The organism is Nonomuraea sp. NPDC004186 (assembly GCF_053603495.1).
In genome coordinates this window covers 24,874-51,165 of the sequence record NZ_JBSGFQ010000045.1, presented here as the reverse complement: position 1 = coordinate 51,165, position 26,292 = coordinate 24,874, and the positions used below count along the sequence as shown (strand labels likewise).

Here is a 26,292-nt window from a genome sequence, read left to right as displayed (position 1 = left end):
AGGCGGCATAACGGGCCCGTCACCGCTTCTGGTTATGCGGGCGTTATGCCGCCGGCGACGCGGCGGGCGTGCTCAGAACGCGCGTCTCAGAGCCGCTTGAACCTGCCCCGGACGTGCACCGGAACGCCCTTGCCCAGCATCCCGGGCAGGACCTCGGCCACGTTCATCGGCATGCGCACGCATCCGTGCGAAGCCGGATACAGCGGCACCGACAGCGCGCCGTGGAAGGCGATGCCGCCGTTGAAGAAGATCGGGTTGTAGAGCTGCCCCAGATACGACTTGTGCCAGCCGCGAGCGCGCCACGTCGTCGCGTAGTCGCCCGTCGGCGTGGTGGCCGAGCCGCAGAACCGCTGCTGCTTGCCCTGCCACGCGGCGGTCTCGCAGTAGGGGACGCCGCTGCCGGAGGACACGTGGGTGATCAGCTTCACCTCGCCGTCCACGTACAGGACCATGATCTGCTTGGTGAGGTTGACCTCGGCGCGGGTCGGCTTGCCGTTCCTGACCAGGACCTGCGGCGACCTGGGGGTCTCCAGGGCGTCCCACGTGCGCCTGGCGACGGTGCTGGTCGGCTTGATGCCGTTCACCTTCTGGAACGCCCACACGGCCGCCAGCGTCGCGCCCCCGTACCGGCCGTCGGCCCTGCCGGGGCGGTAGCCGAGCTGGGCCAGGCGCCTCTGCAGCCACTGGACGGACTTGCCCTTGGCGCCGAGCCTGAGCGTCTTGCGCGGCGCGGTGACCGTGGCGGGGGCGATGGCGGCGGGACCGGATCGGGCTCCCGCGGAGGTATGTGTGGCGGTCGGGGACGCCGTCCTCATGGACGCCGTCGAACGATGCAATCCATGCGCGCCGCAGCCCGAGAGTGCGACGGCGCCTGCCGTCAGGAGAGCAGCCACTCCGGGCAGCCGTCGAGCCCCCACCAGTACCACCTCGCATACCATGAGCAAACGATCAGTTGACCTTATACCACTCATCATGAATCGGTAATGAAGCGGTCAACCTGTTTAGAGTGTGTCCATGTCTGAGAAGTTGCCGTCCAACGCGGTCGTCGTTCAATCCGCCCTGCGCGAACTGGGGGCGGACGGTGAGGTCATCGTCCTGCCCGAGAAGGCGCCCACGGCGGCGACCGCCGCGGCCCAGGTCGGGTGCGAGGTCGGGGCCATCGCCAACAGCCTGATCTTCGACGCGGACGGCGCGCCGCTGCTCGTGCTGACCAGCGGGGCGCACCGCGTGGACGTGGAGCTGATCGCCCGCACCGCGGGGGTCGGGAAGGTACGCCGGGCGACGCCGGAGTTCGTGAGGGCGGCGACCGGCCAGCCCATCGGCGGCGTGGCCCCGGTGGGGCATCCGGCGCCCGTGCGGACCCTGGTGGACAACTGGCTGAGCAAGCACGAGGTGGTGTGGGCGGCCGGGGGGCATCCGCTGACCGTGTTCCCGACGACGTTTGACGAGCTCGTGCGGATCACCGGCGGTACGGCGGTGGACGTCGAGTAGTGTGCGACGGGTGATCGAGTTTCGCGGGGCGGGGCCGGCCGAGTTCGTCGAGCGGCTGGACACGGTGATCGACGTCTACGCGGCTGCCATGAACCCGCCCGCGGACCAGATCAACGGCCGCAAAACCATCATGCGAAATCACGCGACTTATCCCCATTTTCAGTGTTATTTCGCAGAATTGCGCGATCCGTCCCTTTCCACCCCCCTCACCGTCGGCTTCGCCTACGGCTTCCGCGGCACCCCCGGGCAGTGGTGGCACGACGTGGTCTTCCGCGCCCTGACGGACCGGATCGGCCAGGAGGCCGCCACCGCCTGGCTCGGCTACGCGCTGGAGCTGGCCGAGATCCACGTCCACCCGGACTTCCAGAGCAAGGGCATCGGCCGCGCCATGATCCGCACCCTCTGCGCGGGCCGCCCCGAGCGCTCGGCCGTCCTGTCCACCCACGACCAGCCCACGGCCGCCCGCCACCTCTACGCCAGCATGGGCTTCACTGACCTGCTCACGAGGTTCATCTTCCCGGGCGGCTACGAGGATTACGCCATCATGGGTCGGCCCCTGCCCTTGACGTGAGGATCACGTCCCTGACGAACCCGTGACCATTGGGTTTGTCTGCCGACCACTTGGGGCACCATCCATTACGCAAGGTAGTCACCCCTTTACTGACCGTCTACTGTCCCCTGCCCGTCACCCGCCCGGTCCCCCTGCGGGCGGGTGACGGGCCCCTTCCCTCCCACCGCACTCACCACCCCGACGAACCCCACGGCAACCGACGACCGACGGTCCCGATGCTGCGGGCAACGACCCGGGTGGAGCCAGCACTCCGAGGCGACGGCCCGCGGGACCCAGCGCTGCGAGCGACGGGCTCGTGCCCGGTCCCACGGCGCGGCGGCAGAAGGACGGCCAGCGAAACGCGAAGCGACGCGCCCAACCCCAGCGCGCCTCCCTCACTCGGAGTCCGACTCCGCCCAGCGCACCTCCCACCCGGCGTGAGGCCCAGGTCCACACAACCCCTCTCTGGCGCAATGCGTGCGGCGGGAAGATGGGCGGTGGGGGCGGCGCAATGCGTGCGGCGCGGGGGCGGTGGGGTGGCGCAATCGGTGCGGTCGGTGGGAGGCGTTGGGGGGCCTTCGTCGGGCGATCTTGCCCACCGCCCAGGGTCAACGCTTGTGAACCCCCGAAGAGGCCCACGTTGCGCCGTTGCGGCGGCCGGCCACGTGCGGGTCAGCGGGCGTCTTCCTGGAGGCCACCGGCCACGGGCGGCGGGTGGCGCCGCCCGTGCTCCGCCGTAAAGAACGAAAGGCTTTCAGGCGGGTTTCAGGCGGAAAGGGGCACCGCGTCGAGGCGTTGGAAGACCTCGCGCGAGGCGCTGGAGCGGTTGAAGGTGATGAAGTGGATGCCCGGCGCGCCCTCGTCGAGCAGCCGCCGGCACAGCTCGGCCCCGTGCTCGATGCCCAGCCGCCGCACCGCCGCGGGGTCGTCGGCGACCTCCTCGAAGCGGGCCGCCACCTCCGCCGGGAACGGCGCTCCCGACAGCTGCTCCGAGCGCGCGATCGTGCTCATCTGCGTCACCGGCATGATGCACGGGATGATCGGCGTGTCGCACCCCCGGGCCGCCACCCGGTCGCGCAGCCGCAGGTAGTCGTCCGCGCGGAAGAACATCTGCGTGATCGCGTAGTCGGCGCCCGCCTCGCACTTGCGCACGAAGAACTCGGTGTCGCTCTCGATGGACGGCGAGCGCGGGTGCTTGTACGGGAAGGCGGCGACGCCGACGCAGAAGTCGCCCGCCTGCCTGATCAGCCGCACCAGCTCCTCGGCGTAGAGGACGCCTTCGGGGTGCTGCAACCACTCGGCAGTCGGGTCGCCAGGCGGGTCGCCGCGGACGGCCAGGATGTTGCGCACCCCGGCGTCGGCGAAGCGCCCCACCAGGTGACGCAGCTCGCGGATCGAGTGGTTGACCGCCGTGAAGTGCGCCACGGGCGTGAGCGTCGTGTCGTGGGCGATCCGCTCGACGATGTCGACCGTGCGGTCACGCGTGGAGCCGCCCGCGCCATAGGTCACCGACACGAACGTCGGCCGCAGCGACTCCAGCTCCCTGATCGCCTTCCAGAGCTGCCGCTCTCCCTCGTCGGTCTTCGGCGGGAAGAACTCGAAGGAGAACGACCGGCCACCGGCGGCGAGCATGTCGCGGACGGTGGGAACACGATCGGGCAGGATGGAGGGTCGACCAAGCGCCATGTGCCAAGGTTACAGGGACCTCACCGACTCAAGGTCACGGCCGTGTCACCCCTGCCGCCACAGCCATGTCACCGGCACGAGCGGCACATCACCGTCCACGCCACCTCAGATGCCCCTATTAGGACACCTGCACATCCGCTCCCCCGCACGCGGCCACTAGTCTCAAGGCATGACCACTGACGCCGTTGGCATGAACACCCTGCGCACACAGGTGGAGCGTGCCCTCGGAGAGTTCGTCGAACGACAGCTGCCCGCCCCCGGTGACCCCGAGCTCGAGCCGCTGCGCACAGCCGCCGACGAGTTGCTGGCCGGCGGCAAACGGCTGCGTCCGGCGTTCTGCTACTGGGGCTGGCGCGGCGCGGGCGGCACGGACGTGCCCGCGATCTTCACCGCGGCGGCCTCGCTGGAGCTGCTGCAGGCCAGCGCGCTGGTGCACGACGACGTGATGGACAAGAGCGACCTGCGCAGGGGCATGCCGTCCGCGCACCGCCGGTTCCAGGCGCTGCACGAGAAGTCCGCCTGGTACGGGTCCGCGGAGCAGTTCGGCGAGGGCGCGGCGATCCTGCTGGGCAACCTGCTGCTGATCTGGTCGGGCGAGATGTGGCGCACCAGCGGTCTGCCGCCCGAGTCCCTGGCGGCGGCCCAGCCCGTGCACGACCACATGCGTACGGAGCTGATGTGCGGCCAGTACCTCGACCTGCTGGAGCAGGCGCACGGCGAGAACACGTTCGAGTCGGCGCTGCGGGTGGCGCTGTTCAAGAGCGGCAAATACTCGGTGGAGCAGCCGCTCAGGCTCGGGCTGGTGCTCGCCGGCGGCCAGCTCGCGCCCTGGATGGACGAGCTGTGCACGGGCTACGGCACGCGGGTCGGGATCGCGTTCCAGCTGCGTGACGACATCCTGGGGGTGTTCGGCGACCCGGCGCAGACGGGCAAGCCCGCCGGAGACGACCTGCGGGAGGGCAAGCGGACGATGCTCGTGGCCCGCACGCTGGCTGCCGCGTCCCCGGGTGCGGCGCAGACCGTCCGGCGGCTGCTGGGGGATCCCGGGCTGGACGAGCACGGGGTGGAGACGCTGCGGCAGATCATCGACGAGACGGGCGCGCTGCAGGAGTGCGAGGACCTGATCGGCGACTATCTGGGGGACGCGCTGTCCGCGCTGGACGAGGCGCCGATCACGGCGGAGGCGCGCGCGGCTCTGACGGAGCTGGCCATCGCCGCCACCTCCCGCAAGACCTGACCTGACCTGCCCGGGGATCGCCGCCTTGGGCCCGGGCCTCCGACTCGGAGGCGCCCGTGTGGTGGCGGGCGCCTCGTGGGTCGCAGGGCCCCGTACGGCCGGGCGGCCTCCTGTGGTCAGGTGGCCGCCGCGGTCAGGGGCTCATGTCGGTCAGGGGCTTGTCGGTCACGGGCTTGTCGGTCAGGCGGAGGACAGGCGCTTGGCGAACTCCGCCGCCGCCGCGCCCGGGTCCTCCGCGTCCGTGATCGCGCGTACGACCACCACGCGGCGCACGCCGTACGACATCACCTCGTCCAGGTTCGCGAGGTCGATGCCGCCGATCCCGAACCACGGCCGCGAGGTCTCCAGCGCCGCCGCGTGCCGGAGCAGCGGCGGGCCGGGGGCCGGGCGGCCGGGCTTGGTGGGCGTGGGCCAGATGGGGCCGCAGCAGAAGTAGTCGACGCCCGGCTCCGCTGCCGCGGCGGAAGCCTCGGCCACGGAGTGGGTGGACCGTCCGATGACGATGTCGTCGCCGAGTATCTCTCGCGCGACCGTCACAGGAAGGTCGTCCTGCCCCAGGTGGAGCACGTCGGACCGGGCGGCGTAGGCGACGTCCGCCCGGTCGTTGACGGCCAGCAGTTTGCCGTGCCGGTCGCAGGCGTCGCGGAAGACCTCGAGGAGCGCGAGTTCTTCGCGGGCCTCCAGACCCTTCTCCCGCAGCTGGATGATGTCCACGCCGCCGGCCAGCACCGAGTCGAGGAACTCCGCCAGGTCGCCGCGGTCGCGGCGGCCGTCGGTGCAGAGATAGAGGCGGGCTTCAGAAACCGAGGGCTTGGGCACGCCGCTTGACCTCAGTATGACGGCCGGCCTTGATCGCCTCGATGGGCGATCCGGGCAGGGACTCGTCAGGGGTGAAGAGCCAGCGCAGCGACTCGACATCGTCGTAGCCGGCGTCCAGCAACACGGTCAGCGTGCCGGGCAGGCCCTTCATCACATCCTTTCCATCGAGGAACACAGCGGGCACCTGTGGCCCGCCGCCCCCCCGGCGTACGCCGAGCAGCTTGTGGTCCTTGAGGAGTTGCTTGGCCCGCCCGATCGGAAGGTCTAGGCGCGAGGCCACTTCGGGGAGCGTGAGCCACTCGTCGACGAGTTGGTCGGTCTCCCGGTCGATCTGTGCAACAGAAAGCGTCACGAAACCACAACTACCACATGCCGCGCTTGCTCAAACAACACAATCCCGTAGAGGGACTTCTGGATCTACCAGGCGTTCCGCGTCGAGACGGTGTCCCGCGTCGATGATTCTGCGCCCCTGAACGAGGTCTCGCGGCCGATCCACGGCGAGCACCGCGGCGAGGGCGTCGTCGGCCGTGAGCCAGAGGGCCGACCACTTGCCCTCCGGCTCGCCCCGGTAGATCAGGCGCTCGCCTGCCAAATGATGACCGGCGTATTGCACCATGTGCCCGAACTGTTCCGACCAGAAGTACGGAACGGGATCGTACGCGACGTCCTCGCCCAGCAAGCTCGCGGCGGCCACCTCGGGGGCGTTGAGCGCGGTGTCCCAGTGCTCGACCCTGAGCCTGGTCTGCCAGCGGCGCGACCACCAGGCGGCGCAGTCGCCGACGGCGACCGTGTTCGGGAGGGAGGCGCGCAGGTGCTCGTCCACGACGACGCCGTTGTGGAGGTCGATGTCGGCGCCGGTGAGCCATTCGACGGCCGGGCGCACGCCGATGCCCGTGACCACCACGTGGGCGTCCACGAACTCGCCGCCCACCAGCCGCACGCCGCCCTCGTCCACGGAGTCGACCATGGTGTCGAGCCGCAGGTCGATGCCGTCGTACCAGCGCTCGGTGCGGGCCCCGATCTCGGCGCCGACGGCCGTCGCGAGCGGCGCCGGGCCGGCCTCGATCACGGTCACCGCGCACCCGGCGCGGCGGGCGGCGGTGGCCACCTCCGCGCCGATCCAGCCGGCGCCGATGATCGAGACGCGGGCGCCGGGGACGAGCATGGCCCTGAGCTCGTGGGCGTCGTCGAGCGTGCGCAGCACGTGTTGCGGGCCGTCGCCGGGCAGCCTGATCGGCTCGGCGCCGGTGGCGATGACCAGCCCGTCGTAGCCGAGCTCGCCCTCGGTGGTCTCCACGACCCCCTCGCGCAGCGCCTTGGCGCTGACCCCCGGCTGGAACACCACGTCGAGCGAGGCCAGGTCGGTGTCGACGTAGCTGGTGTCGGCGTCGCCGAACAGCACGGCCTTGGACAGGGGTGGACGGTCGTAGGGGCGATGCCGCTCCTCGCCCACCAGCGTGATCCGCCCGCCGAACCCCTGTGCGCGCAGCGCCTCCACGGTGCGCACTCCGGCCAGGCCCGCTCCCACCACCACGACTTCGTTCACGTTCATGACCCTAACGTGGGCCGGTGTCCGGGCGTCGCAGCGAGGCCGTAGGCTGGGGGCGTAAGACGCGCGGGAGTCCGGCCGTGACCGGGCTGAGAGGAAGGCTGCCATCGGGCCTTCGACCGCAAGACACCTGATCCGGATCATGCCGGCGAAGGGAGCGCGGATGGATGTGATCGTGGGCGGCGGGGTCGTCGGCCTCTCGCTGGCCTGGCGGCTTGCCCGCGAAGGGCGGCCCGTCACCCTGGTGGACCCGGCCCCCGCCTCGGGGGCCTCACACGCGGCCGCGGGGATGCTGGCGCCGGTCAGCGAGGTCACCTACACGGAGGTGCCGCTGCTGCGGCTCGGCGTGGCGTCGCTGCGCCGCTGGCCCGCCTTCGCCGCCGAGCTGGCCGCCGACGCGGGGCTGGCCGGCCCCGAGGCCCTGGACCTGCGCTCCGAGGGGACGCTCGACGTGGCGTTCGGGGCGGACGACCTGGCCGCGCTGGACGAGCTGGCCGCGTACCTGGAGAAGCTGGAGCTCCCCGTCCGGCGACTGACCGGCCGCGAGTGCCGCCGCCTGGAGCCCATGTTGGCTCCCTCGGTGCGGGGCGGGCTGCTGGCCGTCGGCGATTCCTGGGTGGACCCGCGCCGCGTGACGGCGGCGCTGCTCGCCGCGCTCGACCGGCGGGGAGTCCAGCTCGTACGGGCGCGCGTCGGCGAGCTGCTGCGCGACGGCGGCCGGGTCACAGGGGTACGCCTGGAGCCGCCCGGCGGCGACGACCGGCGAGCCGAGCTGCGGGCGGAGCGGGTGATCCTGGCGGCCGGGGCGTGGAGCGCCGGGCTGGCCGAGGTGCCGGTCCGGCCGGTCAAGGGGCAGATCATGCGGTTGCGTTCGCCGCAGCCGCTGCTCACCCGGTGCGTCCGCGGCACCGTGCACGGCACGCCGGTCTACCTCGTCCCCCGGGGCGACGGCGAGCTGGTGGTCGGGGCCACGCAGGAGGAGATGGGCTTCGACACCAGGGTGACCGCGGGCGGGCTCTACGAGCTGCTGCGCGACGCCAGGGAGCTGGTGCCGGGCATCACCGAGCTGGAGGTCTCCGACGTGGTGGCCGGGCTGCGGCCGGGCACGCCGGACAACCTGCCGCTCATCGGCCCGAGCGGCACCCCGGGGCTGGCGCTGGCCACCGGCCATCACCGGGGCGGCGTGCTCCTGGCGCCGCTCACGGCGGACATCCTGCTGGGCGAGGAGGGCGAGCTCGCCGCAATGTGCTCGCCTGGGAGATTTCGGGATATTTCATGATTGTGATGATCAACGGGGCCTCCCACGAGGTGGCCGACGGCACGACCGTGGCGCAGGCCGTACGCACATTGACCACGGCCACCACCGGAGTGGCCGTGGCCGTCAACGACGAGGTGGTCACGCGGAGCTCGTGGGAGACGACGGCGCTCAGCGACCGTGACCGGGTGGAGGTTCTGACGGCGGTGCAAGGTGGATGATCTGATCATCGCCGGGGAGAGCTTCTCCTCCCGGCTCATCATGGGCACCGGCGGCGCGCCCTCGCTGGACGTGCTCGACCAGGCGCTGGCCGCGTCCGGCACCGAGCTGACCACGGTGGCGATCCGGCGGCTCGACCCGAACGCCCGCGGCTCGGTCCTGGACGTGCTGCGCAAGCGGGACATCAAGGTGCTCCCCAACACCGCGGGCTGCTTCACGGCGGGCGAGGCCGTGCTGACGGCACGGCTGGCCAGGGAGGCCCTCGGCACGAACTGGATCAAGGTCGAGGTCATCTCCGACGAGCGGACCCTGCTGCCCGACCCGATCGAGACGTTCGACGCGGCCGAGCGGCTGGTGGCCGACGGGTTCGTGGTGCTGCCGTACATCGGGGACGACCCGGCGCTGGCCCGGCGGCTGGAGCAGGCGGGCTGCTCGGCCGTCATGCCGCTGGGCGGGCCGATCGGCTCGGGTCTCGGCATCCGCAACCCGCACAGCATCGAGCTGATCGTGGAGGCCGTTTCCGTGCCGGTGGTGCTCGACGCGGGCATCGGCACGGCCAGCGACGCCGCGCTGGCGATGGAGCTGGGCTGCGCCGCCGTGATGCTGGCCACGGCGGTCACCAGGGCCCAGCGGCCCGATCTCATGGCGGTCGCCATGAAGCAGGCCGTGGAGGCCGGACGGCTGGCGCGGCTGGCGGGCCGCATCCCGCGCAGGCGCTACGCCGAGGCCTCCTCACCGATGGCTCCCTGACCGGAGTGCCGATGCCCCCTCCCCCGAGTGCCGACGACTCCCCGGCCCGAGTGCCGGTGGCCCCCGGCCGGAGTGACGGGGGCTCGCTGACCCGAGGGACGCGTGGGGAGCTGGGACGTTCCAACGGGAACGTCTCAGCATCGGTTTCGGGCGGCGAGGCCCTCCCAGTGGCAAAACGCCCGTAAACTCAGCGGGGTGGATACGACGACTGCGGACCCCCTGGTCGGGCGGCTCCTCGATGGGCGCTACCGCATCGAGAGCCGGATCGCCCGGGGCGGTATGGCGACCGTCTACCTCGCGCTGGACGTCCGCCTGGACCGGACGGTGGCGCTGAAGGTCATGCACGGCTCACTGGCCGAGGACCCCGCGTTCGTGCGGAGGTTCATCGGCGAGGCCAAGTCGGTTGCCCGCCTCTCACACCCCAACGTGGTGCACGTCTTCGACCAGGGCACGGACAACGACGTCGTCTACCTGTCGATGGAGTACGTGCCCGGCAAGACGCTGCGCGACATCCTGCGCGAGCGCGGCAGGCTGCCCGCCCGCGAGGCGCTCGAGATCATGATCCCGGTGCTCGCCGCCCTCGGCGCGGCCCACCAGGCCGGGATGGTCCACCGCGACGTGAAGCCGGAAAACGTCCTGATGACCGACGACGGCCGGGTCAAGGTCGTCGACTTCGGCCTGGCCCGGGCCATCGAGGCCACCAACCAGACCCGCACCGGCGTGATGATCGGCACCATCGGCTACATGGCGCCCGAGCAGGTCACCACCGGCGCCGCCGACGTGCGCAGCGACGTCTACGCCGCGGGCATCATGCTGTTCGAGCTGGTCACCGGCCAGCAGCCGTACGACGGCGCGACGCCCATGTCGGTGGCCTACCGGCACGTCCACGACACCGTGCCCGCGCCGTCCTCGGTGTTCCCCGACGTGCCGCCGCTGATCGACACGCTGGTGACCCAGGCGACGGCCCGCGAGCCGGACCAGCGCCCCGCCGACGCGACCGCGATGCTCGTGGCCGCCGTCGACGCGCACCGGATGCTGCCGCGCCTGACCAACCCGCCGGCCTCCCACGCCCAGACGCAGGTGTTCAACGCCTCCGGCGCCGCCTCGATGCCCCAGCCCGCCCCCGCCCACACCTTGATCCAGCCGCGGGCGGAGGTGCCGCCGCAGGGGCAGCGGGCGGGGTTCAAGCCCAACTGGTTCCTGGTGCTGCTGGCCGGGGTCATGGTGGTCGCGGTCGGGCTGACCGGCTGGTACTTCGCGCAGCCCGAGATGGTCTCCGTCCCCGACCTGGTCGGCAAGAACCTGGCGCTGGCCAAGAGCAGCGCCGCCGCGGCCGGTTTCAAGGTCCAGGAGGCCGACGGCGTCAACAACGAGAAGATGGCCGCGGGCCTAGTCCTCAGCACCGACCCGGCGGCCGCCACCGAGGTGGAGAAGGGCACCACGATCACGCTGGTCCCCTCGCTCGGGCCCAAGCGCGTCGCCGTGCCCAACACCGAGGGCATGACCGGCGACCAGGCCCGGGCCAAGATCGCCGATGCCGGGCTGACCGTGGGCGTCGTCAAGCGGCTGGCCAACCAGGAGGTCGAGCGCGACAAGGTCATCCGCACCTCGCCGCAGGTCGGCGAGAAGGTGCGGGAGGGCGCCAAGGTCGACATCTACGTCAGCGCCGGCATGGTGATGCCCGACGTCAACAGCATGCCCAAGGACGAGGCCGCCCAGTATCTCGGTGGTCTGGGCTTCCAGGTTCAGGTCAACGAGGTCGACGACGACGCCGAGCCGTGCACGGTCATCGCGCAGACGCCCAAGGCGAAGTCCGAGGTGGACAAGGGCGCGCAGGTCATGGTCACGGTGGCCCGGTGCCAGACGGACTTCTGGGACTGGTTCAACGGCGACAGGGACGACGAGGCCCGCGACGACCAGCAGTTCGCCCTGGTGCCGGCGGTGATCGGCAAGGAGGTCAGGGACGCCAAGGCGGAGTTAGAGGCGCTGGGGTTCAAGGTGCGGGTGCAGCGGCTGGGCAACCGCGGGGTGGTCCAGTTCCAGCGGCCGTTGCCCAACAGCGAGCGGCCGCAGGGGGCCACGGTCGTCCTCTGGCAGTGAGGTCCCTTCGGCGACACACGGGCGATCACCGGACGCCGAAACGCGTCGGTCACGCCAGGGCCTTGAGGGACCTCGGCCCGCGCCGCCTGCACAGAGCCGTCGCACAGGTGAAGGGCTGAGGCTTGGGCGGCCGCCACGGCCCGGGGTTGGCGAGGCGGACGCGGGTTGGTCAGGGCGTGGCGAGGTGGCCGTGGAGGCGGACGCGGGCCAGGCCGCCGTCCGGGTAGATGTCCACCCGTACGTGCGTGACCGGGTCAGGGTGGGCGAGACGGAAGCGGTGTGGGGTGTCGGGCTGCAGGCGCGTCCTCGGGAGGAGCTCCACCTCCCGGTCACCGTCCAGGCCCGTCAGCGAGACCGCGCCCGGCGCGTTGAACAGCAGGTTCGTGGTGTCGATCTCGGCCAGACCGATCACGCCGCGCCCGGCCAGCCGGATGACCAGCCAGTCGTTCCCGTCGCCGCGGCGGCGGGCGGTCTCCCAGCCCTCCGCCTGGTGGCGGGCCAGGCCGGGGGCGATGGCGTTGTTGGGGGCCGAGTAGAACTCGTTGGAGCAGGCGGTGACCAGCGCGCCGTTCGCGAGCGCGGCCAGGTCGAGGCCGAGCCCGTCGTACACGGACAGGTCGGGCCGGGCCTCCCCGTGCACCCGGAGGCGGGCGACGCCGCCGTCGGGGAAGATGCTCAGCCGCACGTGGGTGAACCGGCGCTCGTCGGTGACGGCGAAGTGGTGCTCGCTGTCACCGGTGAGCTCGGCCCGGGGCACGATCTCCGTCCACGCAGCGGCCTCGAGCTCGGCCGGGGAGGGGTGGCCCTCGACCGAGGCCGCCTCGACGCGGGCGTGGGGCGGGTAGTTGCCCTTGAACCAGGCCGTGTCGATCACCACACCGCGGATCACGCCGGGGACTCCGAGCCGTACCAGGGCCCAGTCGTGGCCGGGCGAGCGGCGGCGGCGGGTCTCCCACCCGTCGTAGACCTGCCCCTTGCTCCCGAACGTCTCCGCCTGGAAACCGGGCCGCCCCGGCCGGATCAGGCTCTCCTTCTCGGCGAACGACTCGTCGCTGGCCGCCACGACCGAGCCGCCGAGCGTGCGCAGGGCGAGGTCCGGCAGGGTGCTGAAACCTGGCAAATCTACTGCTCTCCCAACAGGAATCGTCCGTGCGGCACGTCGTCCACGGGCCGCCCGCGCAGCCAGGTGGTCAGTACGGCGCCCTTGAGCACCTGGCCGTGGTACGGGGTGACCGGGTTCTTGTGGTGCAGGCGCGCGGCGTCCACGGGGTTGTCGGCGGCCGGGTCGAAGGCCACCAGATCGGCATCATTACCCGGCTTTATCCCGCCTTTTCCGGGAATGTCGGCCATCGCCGCCGGATTGGCCGACATCCAGCGCACCACGTCCCCCAGCCCGTGCCCCCTCCTCGACGCCTCCGTCCAGACCGCGGGCAGCCCGAGCTGCAGCGAGGCGATGCCGCCCCAGGCGGCGGCGAAGTCGGGCACCTTGAGGTCGGCGGGTGAGGGCGAGTGGTCGGACACGACGCAGCTCAGCACGCCCCTGGCCAGCCCGTCCCACAGCAGGTCGCGGTTGGCCTCGGAACGGATGGGCGGGCAGCACTTGTACGCGGTCGCCCCCTCGGGCACCTGCTCGGCCGCCAGCGTCAGGTAGTGGGGGCACGTCTCCGCCGTGACCGCCACGCCCTCGGCCTGGGCCGACTCCAGCACCTCCAGGCAGGAGGCGCTGGAGACGTGCAGGATGTGCACCCGGGCGCCGGTCCGCGCCGCCAGCCCCACCACCCGTGCGACGGCGCTGCGCTCCGACTCCCCCGGCCGCGACTCCAGGAACTCCCGGTACGTCGGCCCGGCCGGCTCCCCGAGCAGCGCCGGGTCCTCGGCGTGCACCACCATCACCCCGCCGACCGCGGCGACCTCGGTCAGCGCCTCCCGCAGCTCGGAGTCGCCGAGCGGCGGGAACTCCTCCACCCCCGACGGCGACATGAAGCACTTGAACCCGAAGACCCCGCGCTCGCGCAGGGGCGCGAGGTCCTTGACGTTGCCCGGCACGGCCCCGCCCCAGAAGCCCACGTCCACGTGGCACTGCCCCTCGGCGGCCCGCAGCTTGGCCTCGAAGGCGGCCACGTTCACGGTGGGCGGAAGGGAGTTGAGCGGCATGTCGAGGATCGTGGTGACGCCTCCGGCGGCGGCCGCCCTGGTCGCCGAGCCGAACCCCTCCCAGTGCGTCCGCCCCGGTTCGTTGACGTGCACGTGGGTGTCGACCAGGCCGGGGAGCAGGGCCAGGTCGCGCAGGTCGATGTCCTCGGCGGCGTCGAGCGGGGCGTCGTAGTCGTACAGGCCCGCGATCTTCTCGCCCCGCACGGCCACCGCCGCCGCCCGCTCCCCCTCGGGGGTGACGGTGCGGCGGGATCGGATCACCAGATCGATCATCTAGTCCTCTTGGAGATGGACGGCGGCCAGCCGCGCGGCCAGGCGTTCGAGCAGGGGCCCGGCCTCGGCCATGCAGCGCTCGGGGTCGGGTTCGAGGTCGGTGAGGGCGTAGGCGGCCTCGATGCCGGCGGCCCTCAGCTCGTCGTCGGTGAGCGTACGGCGCCCACAGACGGCCACCACGGGGACGCCCGCCTCGGCCGCGGCCCGCGCCACGCCGACGGGGGCCTTGCCGCGCAGGGACTGCTCATCGAGCGACCCCTCGCCGGTGATCACCAGCCGCGCGTCCTTGACCAGCTCGCCGAACCCGAGCAGGTCGAGCAGGTAGCCGATGCCGGGCCGGATCTCGGCGTGCAGGAACGCCAGCGCGGCGAACCCCACCCCGCCGGCCGCCCCCGCCCCCGGCGCGCCCGCCACGCCCATCGCGCGCGGCGTGTCGTCGTGCTCGACCGCGCCCATCAGCCCGTGAGTGGCGGTCGCGACGGCGGCCAGCCGGGTCAGGCCGGCCTCCAGCGTCTTGACGTCGTCCGGGGTGGCGCCCTTCTGGGGCCCGTAGACGGCGGCGGCGCCGTGCGGGCCGAGGAGCGGGTTGTCCACGTCGCTGGCCACCACGAACTCCACGCCGGAGACGTCCGTGAACCCCGACAGATCGATCCGGGCGAGCTCCTTCAGCGCGGCCCCGCCCCGGGGGAGGTCGCCGCCGTCGGCGTCCAGCAGGCGCGCGCCGAGCGCCTGCGCCATGCCCGCTCCCCCGTCGGTGCAGGCGCTCCCGCCCAGCCCCAGGACCACGCGCTTGGCGCCCCGGCGCACGGCGTCCGCGATCAGCTCGCCCGTGCCGTGGCTGGTGGCGGTCAGCGGCTCGTGCCCGCCGGGGAGGCGGCGCAGCCCCGACGCCTCCGCCAGCTCCACCACCGCCGTCGCGTCGGCGTCCTGCCAGGCGTACGAGGCGGAGATCCGCTCGCCGGTGGGCCCGGTGACCTCGATCGTGACCCGGCTGAACCCGCCGGCCACGGCCGCGTCCACGGTGCCGTCGCCCCCGTCGGCCACCGGCAGCTCCACCGTGGGCACGCCGAGCCCGGCCGAGACCCGGGCGGCCACCTCGGCCGCCGTCAGCGACCCCTTGAACTTGTCGGGGGCGACCAGAACCTGCTGAACCACTACGAACCCCTACAGGATGGTGAACAATGTCCTGACACGCCTTCCTGCCCGGTGCGAGCGGGCAGGAAGGCGTGACCCATCATCTTGACACTGGCGTGTTCCAAGGAACCACACCGGTACGCCGGCGGCCAGGACGACCGCACGGTGCTGGTGATGCCGTACGGCATTAACCCGATCATCCCGAATTGTTCCCCTGATGGCTTGGCGGGTACGGGAAGCTGATGCGAGGCGGAAACGACGAGGCGGTGGGCGTGAAGCAGGTTGCCCTTCCGGACACGGAGCAGGTTCGCTTGCTGGATTCGACGCCGGGCCTGATCGTGGACGACAGTGACGATGACGATCCGGTACTGCTGCGGCCTGACGGCAGCCCGTTCGACACCTGGCGCGAGCACTACCCGTATCCCGAGCGAATGCAGCGGCAGGAGTACGACCGCGTCAAGCGGCTGCTGCAGATCGAGTTGCTCAAGCTGCAGTACTGGGTCAAGGCGAACGGGGAGCGGCTGGTCATCCTGTTCGAGGGCCGGGACGCGGCGGGCAAGGGCGGCACCATCAAGCGGTTCATGGAGCACCTCAACCCCCGCGGCGCCACGGTGGTCGCGTTGGAGAAGCCGTCGGAGCGCGAGCGCACCCAGTGGTACTTCCAGCGCTACATCGCCCACCTGCCCGCCGCCGGGGAGATCGTCCTGTTCGACCGCTCCTGGTACAACCGTGCCGGGGTCGAGCGCGTGATGGGCTTCTGCACCGAGGCCCAGTGCCGCGAGTTCATGCAGCAGGCGCCGCAGTTCGAGGGGGCCCTGGTACGCGACGGCATCCGTCTGATCAAGCTCTGGTTCTCGGTGACCCGCTCCGAGCAGCGCACCCGCTTCATCATCCGCCAGGTCGACCCCGTGAGGCAGTGGAAGTTGTCGCCGATGGACCTGGCCTCGCTCGACAGGTGGGACGACTACACCCTCGCCAAGGAGGAGATGTTCCTCCACACCGACATCGCCGAGGCTCCCTGGACGGTCATCAAGAGCAACGACAAGAAGCGCGGCCGGGTGGAGGCCATGCGTCACGTGCTGAGCCTGTTCCACTACGACAACAAGGACTACGAGGTGGTCGGCACCCCGGACCCGCTCATCGTCCGGTCGGCGGCCGACATCTTCGAGGAGGACCACACCGGCTTGCCCGCCTGACCGACGGGCGTCGCGGCCGGTTCTTCGACGCGGATGCGCCAGGTGACCCGGAAAGGTCAGGAGACCGTGCGGATGAACTCCTCCAGCGAGTAGCGGCCGTCCTGGTCGGAGTCGGCGGCCTGGCTCATCGCCCCCAGCGCCTCCGCCGGGAGACCCGGGAAGTGCTTCGTCAGCTCGGCCTCGCTGATGTAGCCGTCGCCGTCCGTGTCGATCGACGCGAAAGTGCTCTTGAGCTGCGCCAGCCGCTCGTCGGGGAGTTCCTCGGGCATGGGATCGCCTTCCTGCTCGTTCGGGACATTCCCACCCTAGTCTCCCGGTCAGTGGAGCTCCTTGGCGGCGGTCAGGCCACGTTCGTCCGCCAGCCGCATCAGCCGGCGGTGGGCCTCGGCTCCCGCGCGCCCGGCGGCGTCCTGGGGGACGGTCCGCAGCTCGCCGTCCTCGACCACGACCCGGCCGCCGACCAGCACCCGCGCCAGCGGCGGCGGGGGGCCGAAGACGAGCGCGCAGACCGGGTCGGCCACCGCCGAGGTGAAGGGGCCATCGACGCGCCAGAGGGCGAGGTCGGCCAGCTTGCCGGGTTCGAGGGTGCCGAGTTCGTGCTCGCGGCCGAGGTTGCGGCCCCCGCCGAGCGTGGCGATCTCGAGGGCCTGGCGGGCGGTGAGCGCCTGGGGGCCGTACCTGGCGCGCTGGAAGAGCAGGGCCTGCCGCAGCTCTCCCACGAGCGGCGTCAGCTCGGAGGAGGCGCTGCCGTCCACGCCGAGGCCCACGTTCGCGCCGCGGCGCAGCATCTCGGAGACGCGGGCGATGCCGGCGCCGAGCCGGCCGTTCGACGAGGGGCAGTGCGCCGATCCCGTGCCGGTGGCGGCGAGCTTGCCGATGTCGTCGTCACTCAGGTGTACGGAGTGCGCGAACCATACGTCGGGCCCCAGCCAGCCCAGCTTCTCCATGTAGTCCACGGGGCGAAGGCCGAACTGGGCCAGGCAGTGCTCGTCCTCGTCCGAGGTCTCGGCGACGTGCGTGTGCAGGCGTACGCCCTTGGCCCTGGCCAGGGCGGCGGACTCGGTCATCAGCTCGGCGCTGGAGGAGAACGGCGAGCACGGCGCGACCGCGATCCGCAGCATCGAGGAGAAGGACGGGTCGTGGTAGGCGTCCACGGCCTCCGACGTGGCGGCCAGGATCTCGTCCAGCTCCTCGACCACGACGTCCGGCGGCAGCCCGCCCTGCGACTCGCCACGGTCCATCGAGCCGCGGGCGGGGTGGAAGCGGATGCCCACCTCGCGGGCGGCCTCGATCTCGGCCGCGAACAGGTCGCCCCTGCCCTTGGGGAAGATGTAGTGGTGGTCGCTGGAGGTGGTGCAGCCCGACAGCGCCAGCCAGCCGAGGCCCGCCGTGGCCGCCCCGTTGACCACTTCGGCGTCCATGGCGGCCCACACCCGGTAGAGCGCGACCAGCCACTCGAACAGCGTCGCGTCCTGGGCCAGGCCCTGCGAGGCCCACTGGTAGAGGTGGTGGTGGGTGTTGACGAGGCCGGGGGTGGCCAGGCAGCCGGTGCCGTCGATCCTGGCAACGCCGGGCCCCGTGCCCGGAGTGGTGGGGGCGGGACCGGGGCCGAGCTCCGCGATCCGGTCCCCCTCGATCCTGATATATCCGGATTGGATCTCCGGGCCGGCGACCGGCGCGATGTGGACGTTCTCGATGAGCAGGCTCACTCGGCGGCCGCCTTCCGCGACGCCGCCAGCCGTACCGCTTCGATGATCTTCTCGTAGCCCGTGCACCGGCACAGGTTCCCGGCCAGCGCCTCCCTGATCTCCGCGTCGGAGGGCCGCTCCACCCGCGCGATCAGGTCGTGCGCCTGCACCAGCAGCCCCGGCGTGCAGAACCCGCACTGCACGGCCCCGCACTCCACGAACGCCTGCTGGACCGGGTCGAGCCGGTCCTCCTCGGCCAGCCCTTCGACGGTGCGCACCTGACGCCCCTCGGCCTGCCCGGCGGCGACCAGGCAGGAGCAGACCGGCAGGCCGTCCAGATAGACCGTGCAGGATCCGCATTCGCCCTGCTCGCAGGCGTTCTTGGAGCCGGGGAGCCCGACGCGCTCGCGCAGCACGTACAGGAGGCTCTCGCCTTCCCAGACGTCGTCGGCGATCTCTTCCCGGCCGTTGACGGTGAAGGTGACGCGCATCAGGCGGCCCTCTTTCCCAGATGGTCGTTCCAGGCCCAGGCCAGCGTGCGGCGGGCCATCACGCCGATGGCGTGCACCCGGTAGGCGGCCTTGCCCCGTACGTCGTCGATCGGCGCCGCGGCCGCCGCGCACAGCTCGCCGAATCGCCTGGTCAGCGCCGGATCGAGCGGCGCCGTCCAGTCTAGTTCGCGGGCCAGCAGCTCTTCCGCCTCCAGCGCCCGGCGCGGCGTGGGCGCCGCGGAGCCGATCCCCGTGCCGACCCGCCGCTCGTCCGGGTGCAGCGCGATCCCGAACGAGCACACCGCGATCACCATGGCGTTGCGCGTGCCGACCTTGGAGAAGTACTGGGGCCCGGTCGCGGGCCTGACGTGCACGGCCCTGATCAGCTCGTCCGGCTCCAGCGCGCTGCGCTTGACCCCCAGGTAGAAGTCGTCGGCCGGGATCATCCTGACGCCGCGCTCGCGCGACTCCGCCTCGACCACCGCGCCGGCCGCCAGCAGCGGCGGGTGGCTGTCGCCGGCGGGCGAGGCAGCGCCGAGGTTGCCGCCGACGGAGCCGCGGTTGCGGATCTGCGGCGAGCCGACCGTGCGTGCGGCCTGGGCGAGCCCCGGCAGCGGCCCGGCCAGCTCCTCGATGATCCGCGCGTACGGCACCGCGGCCCCGAGCCGGCACATGGCGCCCACCATGGCCCACTCCCGCAGCTCGGCCACCTGGTTGAGGTCGAGCAGCGCGGCGGGCCTGCGCACGTCCATGTTGATCTCCACCATCACGTCGGTGCCGCCCTGGATGGGCACCGCGTCGGGCCGGTCCGCCTTGGCGGCCAGCGCCTCCTCCCACGTCGTGGGTCGCAAGAAGTCCATGTCAGCTACTCGTCTCCTACTCCCAGGCGAATCCGGCGCCGGGTGCGTCCTCCCGCAGCACGCTGCCCTCGATCAGGCCGTAAGGGCGGTCGGCGGCGTGGAAGACCTCGTTCTCGTTGGCCAGGCCGAACGGCGACAGGTCCACGGCGAAGTGGTGCCTGTTCGGCATCGCGAGCCGGATCTCGCAGATCTCGGGACAGGTGTTCAGGGCGCGCTCGCCCATGGCGTAAAGGGTCTGCTGGAGCGACAGGCTGTGGGTGTCGGCGAACGCGTCCAGCAGGCACTGCCGCACCTGCTCGTACGACTTGCCGTACGCGGGCGTGTCCCCCGCGTGCCGCCAGCGCGCGGCGACGGCGGTGGCCAGCACGCGGTCGGTGGTGGGCGGCAGCGTGGTGTACTCGTCCACGATGTAGCCGTGGAACTCCGAGCCGGTCGTGTTCATCAGCACCAGGTCCTTGAGCCCGGACACCACGGTGGAGCGGCCGTCCCGGTCGCAGTGGACGACGCACGTGCGCACCTCGCCGCCGTCGCGGACGAACGAGTGCGGCCCGCGGCGGGTCCACGCGTACTCGTCGATCTCGACCCTGGCGTGGTGGACGGTCGGCTGCGCCTGCACGAAGTGCCTGGCCAGCAGGAGGGCGAACTCCTCGATCTGGCCGACGCCGTGCTTCTTCGCCAGCGCGTACGCGGTGTTCTTCTGCGTGTCGGTGGGCAGGACGGCGGCGTTGTCGCCGGTCAGGTGGACGGCCTCCATGTCGCCGGAGAGGGAGGTGCTGACGTTGAGGTCCTTGACGTGGTGGACGGGGCCGTCCCTGACCACGCGGACGAGCCTGGTCTCCGCCTTGCCGTAGCGGTTGGGTCCGAGCCTGATGGACATCTAGCTCCCTCGGTAGGTGGAGTAGGCGTACGGGCTGAGCAGCAGGGGCACGTGGTAGTGCCGTTCGGGGTCGGCGACGGTGAAGGTGACGACGACCTCGGGGTAGAACGTCTCCTCCAGGTAGGCCCCGGTGTCGAAGACGACCCGGTGGACGCCGGCTCCCGGGTTCCAGCCCTTGATGCGCCCGTCGTCGTCGGTGCGGCCCTCGGCCACCACCCGGCCCTCGTGCTCCAGGCGGACGTGGACGCCACGCGCGGGCAGCCCGGTGACCGCGTTCAGCACGTGCGTCGAGAAGCTCATGTCCCCTCCTTCATGAGCTTGCGCAGCCGCAGCGCGGTGATCGCGGCCAGCTCGCCCCGCACGGCCGCCCGCTCGCTCTCCTCGTCGTTGCCCAGCCGCTCGCGCAGCCTGGCCAGCATCTGGGCCCCGGTGAGCCCGGTGGCGCAGACCAGGTAGACGTGCCCGAACCGGTCCTCGTACGCCTTGTTGCCCGCGGCCAACGCCTGGCGCGCCTCCTCCTCCACCCCGGACTGCTCCTGGCGCGACCACGACGCCTCCCTGGCCTCGCCCGCCGCCCGCTCCCCGATCCTCGGGTGCGCCCCGAGCGCCTCCATCACGTCGTCCCACCCCAGGTCCCGGACGGCCGCCTCGGCGGTCGCGACGAGCTCGTCGACGTCGTCGTACGGCCGCAGCGCCGCCACCTTCGCGGCGAAGGCGCGCGAGGCGCAGCAGGCCAGCAGCTCCTCCTCGGCGCCGGCCGGGGAGCCGGCGTTGAAGTCGCTCAGCGTGTCGGGCATGTCAGAAGTACACACACCCGCTTCGTGCCCGGTCCATCCGCGAGAACTCCGAACCTGCCACCCCCGCGGCCAGGACTTTTCGTGTCATCATCCAACCGGCGTGCCGACGCGCCCGGTCCGCGCCGGCCCCCGGGATGTCGGGGCGTGCGCCTACACTGAGACCCATCATGACCCCAACATCCCTGATCGGCGGGCACGTGCTCGTCGCGGGCGGCCTCGCGACGGGCGGCCTGGCATACATGGCCGAGATCGGCGCCGAGATGATCCAGGTCTTCGTGACCAACCCGCGCGCCTGGGCGCTCGCCGAAGGCAAGCCCGACGAGGACGCCAAGCTGACCGAGTCGGGCGTCGAGGCGTTCGTCCACGTGCCCTATCTCGCCAACTTCGGCTCGCCCAGCCCGGAGACCCTGGCCAACTCCATCGCGCTGGTGCGCCACACGCTGCGGCGCGGCGCCGAGATCGGCGCCAAGGGAGTCGTGGTGCACACGGGCTCGGCGGTCACCCAGTCGCGCGACGACGCGCTGCGCCAGGTGCGCGAAAACCTGCTGCCGCTGCTGGAGGAGATCCCCGACGGCGGGCCCGACCTGCTGCTGGAGCCGATGGCGGGGCAGGGCGCCATGCTCTGCGCCACCGTCCAGGACATCGAGCCCTACCTGGCCGCGCTCGACTGGCATCCGCGCGTCGGCATCTGCCTCGACACCTGCCACGCCTTCGCCGCCGGCCACGACCTCGCGGCGCCGGGCGGGGTGAAGGAGACGTTCGACGCGCTGCACGAGATCGCCCCCGGGCGGCTCAAGCTGATCCACGCCAACGACTCCAAGGACGTGTGCGGCGCCAAGAAGGACCGGCACGAGAACATCGGGGCCGGCCACATCGGCGCGCAGCCGTTCGCCGACCTCATGCGCCACCCGGCCGTGGCGGGGGTGCCGATCTGCATCGAGACGCCGGGCAAGGCGCCCAAGCACGCCGAGGACATCGCCCTGCTGAAGAAGCTCCGCGACTCCTGACCCGGCCGGCTCGTCGTGAAAGGGGCGCCTGCTCGCGCGATCCGGCCGCCCCCGAAGGGCCGAATCGCGGGGCCGGCTGAGGGCCTCAGCAGGCGCCCCTTCACCTGACCGGCGTGGCGGGCCCCACCCCCGGATGGGGGCCCGGCAGCCGTGGTGACCTGGGCGGTCACCGGTGAAGCCGGCGCATCAGGCCTGTTGTGAGCCCCCCGGCTCGTCCCCCCCGATGCGCCGGAGTGGCTTTCGTTGCCGAAACACTACGGTCGCGATCTTGCGGGCGATACCCTGTTTTCGGACAGCTCGTTGAACGGTCCGTAGTCATCGATATACGGAGAGTGCTGTTACGATGAGCGGTCGCCGTGCTGCGACGAGCGGTAGTCCCGTGGGCCCGCGAGATGCTCGGGCAGGTGCATCCTGGCCATCATCCGCCCCACCCCGCGCGGCATCCGACCCGGTGTGACCAGGGAAATCATTACCATCGCGGCAAACGCGACCGGCACCGCCACCGGCGCGGGGTTGGACGTGAGCACGCCCATCTTCACGCCCGCCTGCTCCTCGATCACCAGCACCGCCGTCACGCCCCCGCCGAGCGCGAACCCGGCCGCCACCCCGGCGTCCGTCAGCCGCCGCCACCAGATCCCGAGCACCAGCAGCGGGCAGAGCGTGGCCGCCGAGAGGCTGAAGCCGAGCAGGACGAGCGCCACCGACGCCTGCGGCCCGGTCAGCGCCGTCAGGGCGAGCGCGGCCAGCAGCACCAGGCACACGGCCGTGCGGAAGGCGCGCACCCCGGCCCTGGCCAGGCACGCCGACACCGCTCCCCCGACCGCCACCAGCACGCCCGCCGTGGTGGCCAGGAAGGCGGCGAAGGCCCCGGCGGCGAGCGCCCCGGTGAGCGCGTCCCCCACGGGCCCTGGGAGCAGCCTGGCGGGCAGCAGCAACACGATCTCGTCCGAGGGCCCCTCGTGCACGTGCCCGTGCCCCAGAAGCCCGTACAGCGGCGGCACGACGCAGAACACCGCCAGCATGACCTGCGTCGCCACGATCGACCGCCTGGCCTCGCGCCCGTCGCTGTTGGTGTAGACCCGGACGATCACGTGCGGCAGCCCCATCGTGCCCAGCGCGCAGGCCACCAGCACGGTCAGCACGCCAGGCAGCGACGGGTCGCCCACTCCCGCCAGCCCCGGCTCGGCCGCCCGGTACGCCCCCTCGAACCAGGTGACGGACCGCGCGCCTGCCGCCCACCAGCACACCGCCCCCACCCCGGCGAACACGACCAGCTTCAGCCAGAACTGCGCGGCCAGCACGCTCGTCACGCTCCCCAGCCCGCCCACGCAGGCCACGACCAGCGCCGCCGAGGCGATGGCCACCCACCCGAGCCACGGCGGGAGCCCGGTCAGCAGCCGCACCACCGCCCCGGCCGCGTGGAGCTGCGCGACCATGAACGCCAGCCCGATCACCAGGACGAGGAACGTGGCGGAGCGCCGCAGCCTGACCGATCTCAGCCGCCACTCGGCGAAGTCGGGCAGCGTGTACGTCCCCGAGCGCCGCAAGGGTGCGACGACCAGGGCGAGGATGACGACGAACCCGGCCGTGGCCCCCAGCGGATACCACAGCATCGGCCCGCCCCGGGTGGCGATGAGCCCGGCCAGTCCCAGGCAGGCCGCGGCCGAGGTGACCTCGGAGGCGATGGCGGCGCCGTTCCACCAGGGCGGAACGGCCCTGGCCGCCACGGAGAAGTCGGAGACGCCGCTGGAGCGGCGCGGTCGCGCGGAGCCCACCATGACGCCCAGAACCAGCACGAAGGCGATCCCGGTCAGCACCGCGACGGTCATCTCTCCCGCCCCAGCCCGCTCATCTCTCCAGCCGCCCCGCCCGCCCCAGCCGCAGCCCGCTCACCTTTCCAGCCGCTCCGCGCGCCTCAGCTGCAGCACGGCCAGCACGACCCAGACCCCCTGCACGGCCAGCGAGAGCGCGAACCAGGCCCAGGGAGCGGGCACCCACACGGCGATCACCGGGACGCCCGCCAGCAGCGCGGCCACGGCGCCCACGGTCAGCAGCGCCTGCCGTAACTGCCGCCCCACGATCGCCGGCACGTCGGGCCCGCCGTCGTCCGGGTCGAACCGGTCGCGGGAGCGCCCGAGCGCGGCCGGCCTGCGGGAGACGATCACCCGCCGCTCCGCCGTCACGAGATCACACCCCGGTGGTGGCGTACGAGCTGCTCGCGTACCTGCCGGCTGTGCCGCCTGCTGACCTGAAGCGTCTCGGTGCCGACGGTGAGCGTCACCCGCCCGCCCTCGAAGCGCAGCTCGCTGACGTGCCGACCGGAGACCAGCGTGCTGCGGTGGATGCGGATGAACCCGGCCTCCGACCAGCGCCGCTCCAGCGCGGCCAGCGACATGCGGACGAGGTAGCTGCCGTCGGCGGTGTGCAGCCGCACGTAGTCGCCCTTGGCCTCGGCGAACCAGACCGCCTGCTGCGGCACAAACCTGGTGCGCCCGCCCAGCTCGACCGGGATCACCTCGTCCTGGCCGGGCTCGGGCGCGGGCAGGGAGGTCGCCTCCAGCCGGCGCACGGCCTCGGCCAGGCGCTCGGCCCTGACCGGCTTGAGCAGGTAGTCGACGGCCTCCAGCTCGAACGCCTGCACCGCGCACTCCTCGTGCGCCGTCACGAACACCAGCCGGGGCGGGCTGGGGAACCCGCCGACCAGCCGGGCCAGGTCGAGCCCGTCGAGCCCGGGCATGCGAATGTCGAGGAACACCCCGTCGAGCCGCTCGCCCCCGCCGATCATCTGCACCATGTCCTGCAGCGCCGTGACGCCGTCGGCGGCGGTCGCGACGTGTTCGATCCGTTCGTCCTGGCGCAGCAGGTAGGCGAGCTCCTCCAGAGCGGGCACCTCGTCGTCGACGGCCAGGACTCTCAGCATGTCCTCCACGCTGCCGTATGAAAGCAAAGGTCACAAGCGACACGCCAGCTCAGTGTAATGAAATGACTACAACGAGCTAAGCTGACTCTTGGGCACCCGCAGCCACACCTTGGTGCCCGCGCCCAGCGCCGTCTCCACGACGAGCCCGTAGCCGTCGCCGTAGATCTGGCGCATCCGCAGGTCCACGTTGGCCAGCCCGATGCCGCTGCCCTCGCGGGCCGGGTCCTCGTCGAGCATCCGCCGCGCGCACTCCGGGTCCATGCCCGCGCCGTCGTCCTCGACCGTGATGTGCGCCTCCGGGCCCGCGTCGCGCACCACGACCCGTACCTCGCCGCTGCCGCCGCGGCCGCGCATGCCGTGCTTGATGGCGTTCTCGACGAGCGGCTGCAGGCACAGGAACGGCACGGGCACGGGCAGCACCTCGGGCGCCACCTGCATGCTGAAGCGCAGCTTGTCGCCGAATCTGGCACGTTCCAGAAGCAGATAGCGGTCGACGCAGGTCAGCTCGTCGGCCAGGGTCGTGAAGTCGTGCGCCCGGCGCAGCGCGTACCGGGAGAAGTCGGCGAAGTCGAGCAGGAGCTCGCGGGCGCGCTTGGGGTTCGTACGGACGAACGAGGCGATCGTCGTGAGCGCGTTGTAGACGAAGTGCGGCGAGATCTGCGCCCGCAGCGCGCGCATCTCCGCCTCCAGCGCGCGCCGCCGCGAGGCGTCCAGGTCGGCGAGCTCCAGCTGGCCCGACACCCAGCGGGCGACCTCCGAGACCGTACGCACGAGCGCGGCGCTCACCTCGTCGTCGAAGGCCGCCAGCGTGCCCACGACCGTGCCGTCCACGGTCAGCGGCACCACGACCGCGCTGTGCGGCTCGCCCGTGAACACCTGGGACCGCCCCGCGGCCAGGGTCGCCCGGGCGTAGGTGAGCACGTCGTCGGTGCACGGCCCCTCCCAGGCCAGCGCGGCCTCGGTCGAGGTGATCGCGACGGCCCGGGTGCCGAGCAGCGTGCGCAGGTGCCGTACGGCCTTGCGGGCGGAGTCCCGGTTGAGCCCGGCCCGCAGGGCGGGGGCGGCCATCGCGGCGATGTGCAGCGTGGTGAACGTCGCCTCGTCCGATCTACGGCCCTCCGGCAGCGCCGCCGGGCGCCACCGGGCGCGGGCGAGCCCGTAGCCGGCGACGAAGGCCAAGGAGGCCAAGGAGGAGGACAGCGCCACGCACGCGGTGGTCAGCACGGGGAAAACCGTAGC

Annotated in this window: 28 protein-coding genes and 1 riboswitch; of the genes, 9 read left to right on the top strand and 19 right to left on the bottom strand. The window is 72.1% G+C overall.

Features of this window, described 5'->3' with window-relative positions; translation table 11 throughout:
- Positions 1–86 precede the first annotated feature (86 nt).
- Complete coding sequence (locus tag ACWEPL_RS32330; RefSeq protein ID WP_452438426.1) at positions 87–815, bottom strand: L,D-transpeptidase family protein; 729 nt, start codon at positions 813–815, stop codon at positions 87–89.
- Between the two features lie 199 nt (positions 816–1,014).
- On the opposite strand from ACWEPL_RS32330, the gene ACWEPL_RS32325 reads away from it, so the two are divergent.
- On the top strand, positions 1,015–1,491 hold the full coding sequence (locus ACWEPL_RS32325; protein ID WP_350729065.1) for a YbaK/EbsC family protein: 477 nt from the start codon (positions 1,015–1,017) through the stop codon (positions 1,489–1,491).
- Positions 1,492–1,501: 10 nt separating this feature from the next.
- Complete coding sequence (locus tag ACWEPL_RS32320) at positions 1,502–2,062, top strand: GNAT family N-acetyltransferase (RefSeq protein WP_363963607.1); 561 nt, start codon at positions 1,502–1,504, stop codon at positions 2,060–2,062.
- Positions 2,063–2,806: 744 nt separating this feature from the next.
- Here the strand turns inward: ACWEPL_RS32320 and metF are convergent.
- Positions 2,807–3,727 (bottom strand): methylenetetrahydrofolate reductase [NAD(P)H], encoded by a 921-nt coding sequence (gene metF, locus ACWEPL_RS32315; RefSeq protein ID WP_363963605.1) that lies wholly within the window; start codon positions 3,725–3,727, stop codon positions 2,807–2,809.
- A gap of 169 nt (positions 3,728–3,896) precedes the next feature.
- On the opposite strand from metF, the gene ACWEPL_RS32310 reads away from it, so the two are divergent.
- The gene (locus ACWEPL_RS32310) at positions 3,897–4,964 is read left to right on the top strand and encodes a polyprenyl synthetase family protein (protein ID WP_452438425.1); all 1,068 of its coding nucleotides are present in this window, start codon (positions 3,897–3,899) and stop codon (positions 4,962–4,964) included.
- 180 nt (positions 4,965–5,144) lie between these two features.
- On the opposite strand, the gene thiE is transcribed toward ACWEPL_RS32310, so the two are convergent.
- From thiE to ACWEPL_RS32295, 3 genes are read right to left on the bottom strand one after another with little or no spacing between them, the layout of a single operon-like run.
- On the bottom strand, positions 5,145–5,783 hold the full coding sequence (thiE, locus tag ACWEPL_RS32305) for a thiamine phosphate synthase (protein ID WP_363963601.1): 639 nt from the start codon (positions 5,781–5,783) through the stop codon (positions 5,145–5,147).
- Positions 5,761–6,135, bottom strand: coding sequence for an Rv2175c family DNA-binding protein (locus ACWEPL_RS32300; RefSeq protein WP_350729058.1), 375 nt, complete (start codon positions 6,133–6,135; stop codon positions 5,761–5,763). The genes thiE and ACWEPL_RS32300 overlap by 23 nt, the downstream gene beginning before the upstream one ends.
- A 30-nt stretch (positions 6,136–6,165) precedes the next feature.
- Complete coding sequence (locus tag ACWEPL_RS32295; RefSeq protein WP_452438424.1) at positions 6,166–7,335, bottom strand: NAD(P)/FAD-dependent oxidoreductase; 1,170 nt, start codon at positions 7,333–7,335, stop codon at positions 6,166–6,168.
- Between the two features lie 53 nt (positions 7,336–7,388).
- Positions 7,389–7,506: riboswitch (TPP riboswitch) on the top strand.
- Here ACWEPL_RS32295 and thiO point away from each other — a divergent pair.
- The 4 genes from thiO to pknB all read left to right on the top strand — a co-directional run bounded on the left by thiO (position 7,496) and on the right by pknB (position 11,656).
- The gene (gene thiO, locus ACWEPL_RS32290) at positions 7,496–8,611 is read left to right on the top strand and encodes a glycine oxidase ThiO (RefSeq protein WP_397365995.1); all 1,116 of its coding nucleotides are present in this window, start codon (positions 7,496–7,498) and stop codon (positions 8,609–8,611) included. Its footprint overlaps the riboswitch before it by 11 nt.
- The gene (gene thiS, locus ACWEPL_RS32285; RefSeq protein WP_350729053.1) at positions 8,608–8,808 is read left to right on the top strand and encodes a sulfur carrier protein ThiS; all 201 of its coding nucleotides are present in this window, start codon (positions 8,608–8,610) and stop codon (positions 8,806–8,808) included. Before thiO ends, thiS begins: the two co-directional genes overlap by 4 nt.
- Complete coding sequence (locus tag ACWEPL_RS32280; protein ID WP_363963594.1) at positions 8,801–9,556, top strand: thiazole synthase; 756 nt, start codon at positions 8,801–8,803, stop codon at positions 9,554–9,556. Before thiS ends, ACWEPL_RS32280 begins: the two co-directional genes overlap by 8 nt.
- A 195-nt stretch (positions 9,557–9,751) precedes the next feature.
- Entirely contained in the window at positions 9,752–11,656 is a 1,905-nt protein-coding gene (gene pknB, locus ACWEPL_RS32275) for a Stk1 family PASTA domain-containing Ser/Thr kinase (RefSeq protein ID WP_452438423.1), read from the top strand.
- 169 nt (positions 11,657–11,825) lie between these two features.
- Here pknB and alc read toward each other — a convergent pair whose 3' ends face one another.
- From alc to ACWEPL_RS32260, 3 genes are read right to left on the bottom strand one after another with little or no spacing between them, the layout of a single operon-like run.
- On the bottom strand, positions 11,826–12,776 hold the full coding sequence (alc, locus tag ACWEPL_RS32270; RefSeq protein ID WP_350729049.1) for an allantoicase: 951 nt from the start codon (positions 12,774–12,776) through the stop codon (positions 11,826–11,828).
- Between the two features lie 2 nt (positions 12,777–12,778).
- A complete protein-coding gene (gene allB, locus ACWEPL_RS32265; protein ID WP_452438422.1) occupies positions 12,779–14,083 on the bottom strand; it encodes an allantoinase AllB in 1,305 nt (434 codons plus the stop codon).
- Positions 14,084–15,238, bottom strand: coding sequence for a glycerate kinase (locus ACWEPL_RS32260; protein WP_363963588.1), 1,155 nt, complete (start codon positions 15,236–15,238; stop codon positions 14,084–14,086).
- A 290-nt stretch (positions 15,239–15,528) separates the two neighbouring features.
- Here ACWEPL_RS32260 and ppk2 point away from each other — a divergent pair, with 290 nt between their 5' ends.
- A complete protein-coding gene (ppk2, locus tag ACWEPL_RS32255) occupies positions 15,529–16,413 on the top strand; it encodes a polyphosphate kinase 2 (protein WP_452438421.1) in 885 nt (294 codons plus the stop codon).
- Positions 16,414–16,469: 56 nt separating this feature from the next.
- Here ppk2 and ACWEPL_RS32250 read toward each other — a convergent pair whose 3' ends face one another.
- The 7 genes from ACWEPL_RS32250 to uraD are packed head-to-tail and all read right to left on the bottom strand — an operon-like array spanning position 16,470 to position 21,126.
- Positions 16,470–16,682, bottom strand: coding sequence for an EF-hand domain-containing protein (locus ACWEPL_RS32250; protein WP_350729043.1), 213 nt, complete (start codon positions 16,680–16,682; stop codon positions 16,470–16,472).
- Between the two features lie 48 nt (positions 16,683–16,730).
- A complete protein-coding gene (locus ACWEPL_RS32245) occupies positions 16,731–18,122 on the bottom strand; it encodes an 8-oxoguanine deaminase (protein WP_452438420.1) in 1,392 nt (463 codons plus the stop codon).
- On the bottom strand, positions 18,119–18,592 hold the full coding sequence (locus ACWEPL_RS32240; protein WP_350729040.1) for a (2Fe-2S)-binding protein: 474 nt from the start codon (positions 18,590–18,592) through the stop codon (positions 18,119–18,121). The genes ACWEPL_RS32245 and ACWEPL_RS32240 overlap by 4 nt, the downstream gene beginning before the upstream one ends.
- Positions 18,592–19,452 carry an FAD binding domain-containing protein gene (locus ACWEPL_RS32235; RefSeq protein WP_452438419.1) on the bottom strand — a complete coding sequence of 287 codons (861 nt, stop codon included), beginning with the start codon at positions 19,450–19,452 and terminating at the stop codon, positions 18,592–18,594. Before ACWEPL_RS32235 ends, ACWEPL_RS32240 begins: the two co-directional genes overlap by 1 nt.
- Before the next feature lie 16 nt (positions 19,453–19,468).
- Positions 19,469–20,329 carry a factor-independent urate hydroxylase gene (gene pucL, locus ACWEPL_RS32230; RefSeq protein ID WP_363963579.1) on the bottom strand — a complete coding sequence of 287 codons (861 nt, stop codon included), beginning with the start codon at positions 20,327–20,329 and terminating at the stop codon, positions 19,469–19,471.
- Positions 20,330–20,629: a hydroxyisourate hydrolase gene (gene uraH / locus ACWEPL_RS32225; RefSeq protein WP_185072939.1), complete on the bottom strand. Its 300-nt coding sequence runs from the start codon at positions 20,627–20,629 to the stop codon at positions 20,330–20,332.
- Positions 20,626–21,126, bottom strand: coding sequence for a 2-oxo-4-hydroxy-4-carboxy-5-ureidoimidazoline decarboxylase (gene uraD / locus ACWEPL_RS32220; protein WP_355191621.1), 501 nt, complete (start codon positions 21,124–21,126; stop codon positions 20,626–20,628). The genes uraH and uraD overlap by 4 nt, the downstream gene beginning before the upstream one ends.
- A 167-nt stretch (positions 21,127–21,293) precedes the next feature.
- Between uraD and ACWEPL_RS32215 the strand changes: the two genes are divergently transcribed.
- Positions 21,294–22,133: a deoxyribonuclease IV gene (locus tag ACWEPL_RS32215; RefSeq protein WP_363963576.1), complete on the top strand. Its 840-nt coding sequence runs from the start codon at positions 21,294–21,296 to the stop codon at positions 22,131–22,133.
- Between the two features lie 338 nt (positions 22,134–22,471).
- On the opposite strand, the gene ACWEPL_RS32210 is transcribed toward ACWEPL_RS32215, so the two are convergent.
- From ACWEPL_RS32210 to ACWEPL_RS32195, 4 genes are all read right to left on the bottom strand, one after another.
- Entirely contained in the window at positions 22,472–23,962 is a 1,491-nt protein-coding gene (locus ACWEPL_RS32210; protein WP_452438418.1) for a sodium:solute symporter family transporter, read from the bottom strand.
- A 60-nt stretch (positions 23,963–24,022) separates the two neighbouring features.
- Entirely contained in the window at positions 24,023–24,316 is a 294-nt protein-coding gene (locus ACWEPL_RS32205) for a hypothetical protein (RefSeq protein WP_350729031.1), read from the bottom strand.
- On the bottom strand, positions 24,313–25,053 hold the full coding sequence (locus ACWEPL_RS32200) for a LytR/AlgR family response regulator transcription factor (RefSeq protein WP_363963572.1): 741 nt from the start codon (positions 25,051–25,053) through the stop codon (positions 24,313–24,315). The genes ACWEPL_RS32205 and ACWEPL_RS32200 overlap by 4 nt, the downstream gene beginning before the upstream one ends.
- A gap of 66 nt (positions 25,054–25,119) precedes the next feature.
- Positions 25,120–26,277 carry a sensor histidine kinase gene (locus tag ACWEPL_RS32195; RefSeq protein ID WP_452438417.1) on the bottom strand — a complete coding sequence of 386 codons (1,158 nt, stop codon included), beginning with the start codon at positions 26,275–26,277 and terminating at the stop codon, positions 25,120–25,122.
- Positions 26,278–26,292: the final 15 nt, after the last annotated feature.

Excerpts from the sequence above, each read along its gene's own strand:
- ACWEPL_RS32250 (WP_350729043.1), bottom strand. The coding sequence starts at position 16,682 with ATGCCCGAGGAACTCCCCGACGAGCGGCTGGCGCAGCTCAAGAGCACT.
- uraD (WP_355191621.1), bottom strand. The coding sequence starts at position 21,126 with ATGCCCGACACGCTGAGCGACTTCAACGCCGGCTCCCCGGCCGGCGCC.
- ACWEPL_RS32330 (WP_452438426.1), bottom strand. The coding sequence starts at position 815 with ATGAGGACGGCGTCCCCGACCGCCACACATACCTCCGCGGGAGCCCGA.
- allB (WP_452438422.1), bottom strand. The coding sequence starts at position 14,083 with ATGATCGATCTGGTGATCCGATCCCGCCGCACCGTCACCCCCGAGGGG.
- ACWEPL_RS32310 (WP_452438425.1), top strand. The coding sequence starts at position 3,897 with ATGACCACTGACGCCGTTGGCATGAACACCCTGCGCACACAGGTGGAG.
- thiO (WP_397365995.1), top strand. The coding sequence starts at position 7,496 with ATGGATGTGATCGTGGGCGGCGGGGTCGTCGGCCTCTCGCTGGCCTGG.
- uraH (WP_185072939.1), bottom strand. The coding sequence starts at position 20,629 with ATGAGCTTCTCGACGCACGTGCTGAACGCGGTCACCGGGCTGCCCGCG.
- ACWEPL_RS32235 (WP_452438419.1), bottom strand. The coding sequence starts at position 19,452 with ATGGACTTCTTGCGACCCACGACGTGGGAGGAGGCGCTGGCCGCCAAG.
- thiS (WP_350729053.1), top strand. The coding sequence starts at position 8,608 with ATGATTGTGATGATCAACGGGGCCTCCCACGAGGTGGCCGACGGCACG.
- ACWEPL_RS32240 (WP_350729040.1), bottom strand. The coding sequence starts at position 18,592 with ATGCGCGTCACCTTCACCGTCAACGGCCGGGAAGAGATCGCCGACGAC.
- ACWEPL_RS32215 (WP_363963576.1), top strand. The coding sequence starts at position 21,294 with ATGACCCCAACATCCCTGATCGGCGGGCACGTGCTCGTCGCGGGCGGC.
- ACWEPL_RS32210 (WP_452438418.1), bottom strand. The coding sequence starts at position 23,962 with ATGACCGTCGCGGTGCTGACCGGGATCGCCTTCGTGCTGGTTCTGGGC.
- ACWEPL_RS32200 (WP_363963572.1), bottom strand. The coding sequence starts at position 25,053 with ATGCTGAGAGTCCTGGCCGTCGACGACGAGGTGCCCGCTCTGGAGGAG.
- metF (WP_363963605.1), bottom strand. The coding sequence starts at position 3,727 with ATGGCGCTTGGTCGACCCTCCATCCTGCCCGATCGTGTTCCCACCGTC.
- pucL (WP_363963579.1), bottom strand. The coding sequence starts at position 20,329 with ATGTCCATCAGGCTCGGACCCAACCGCTACGGCAAGGCGGAGACCAGG.
- ACWEPL_RS32295 (WP_452438424.1), bottom strand. The coding sequence starts at position 7,335 with ATGAACGTGAACGAAGTCGTGGTGGTGGGAGCGGGCCTGGCCGGAGTG.
- ACWEPL_RS32325 (WP_350729065.1), top strand. The coding sequence starts at position 1,015 with ATGTCTGAGAAGTTGCCGTCCAACGCGGTCGTCGTTCAATCCGCCCTG.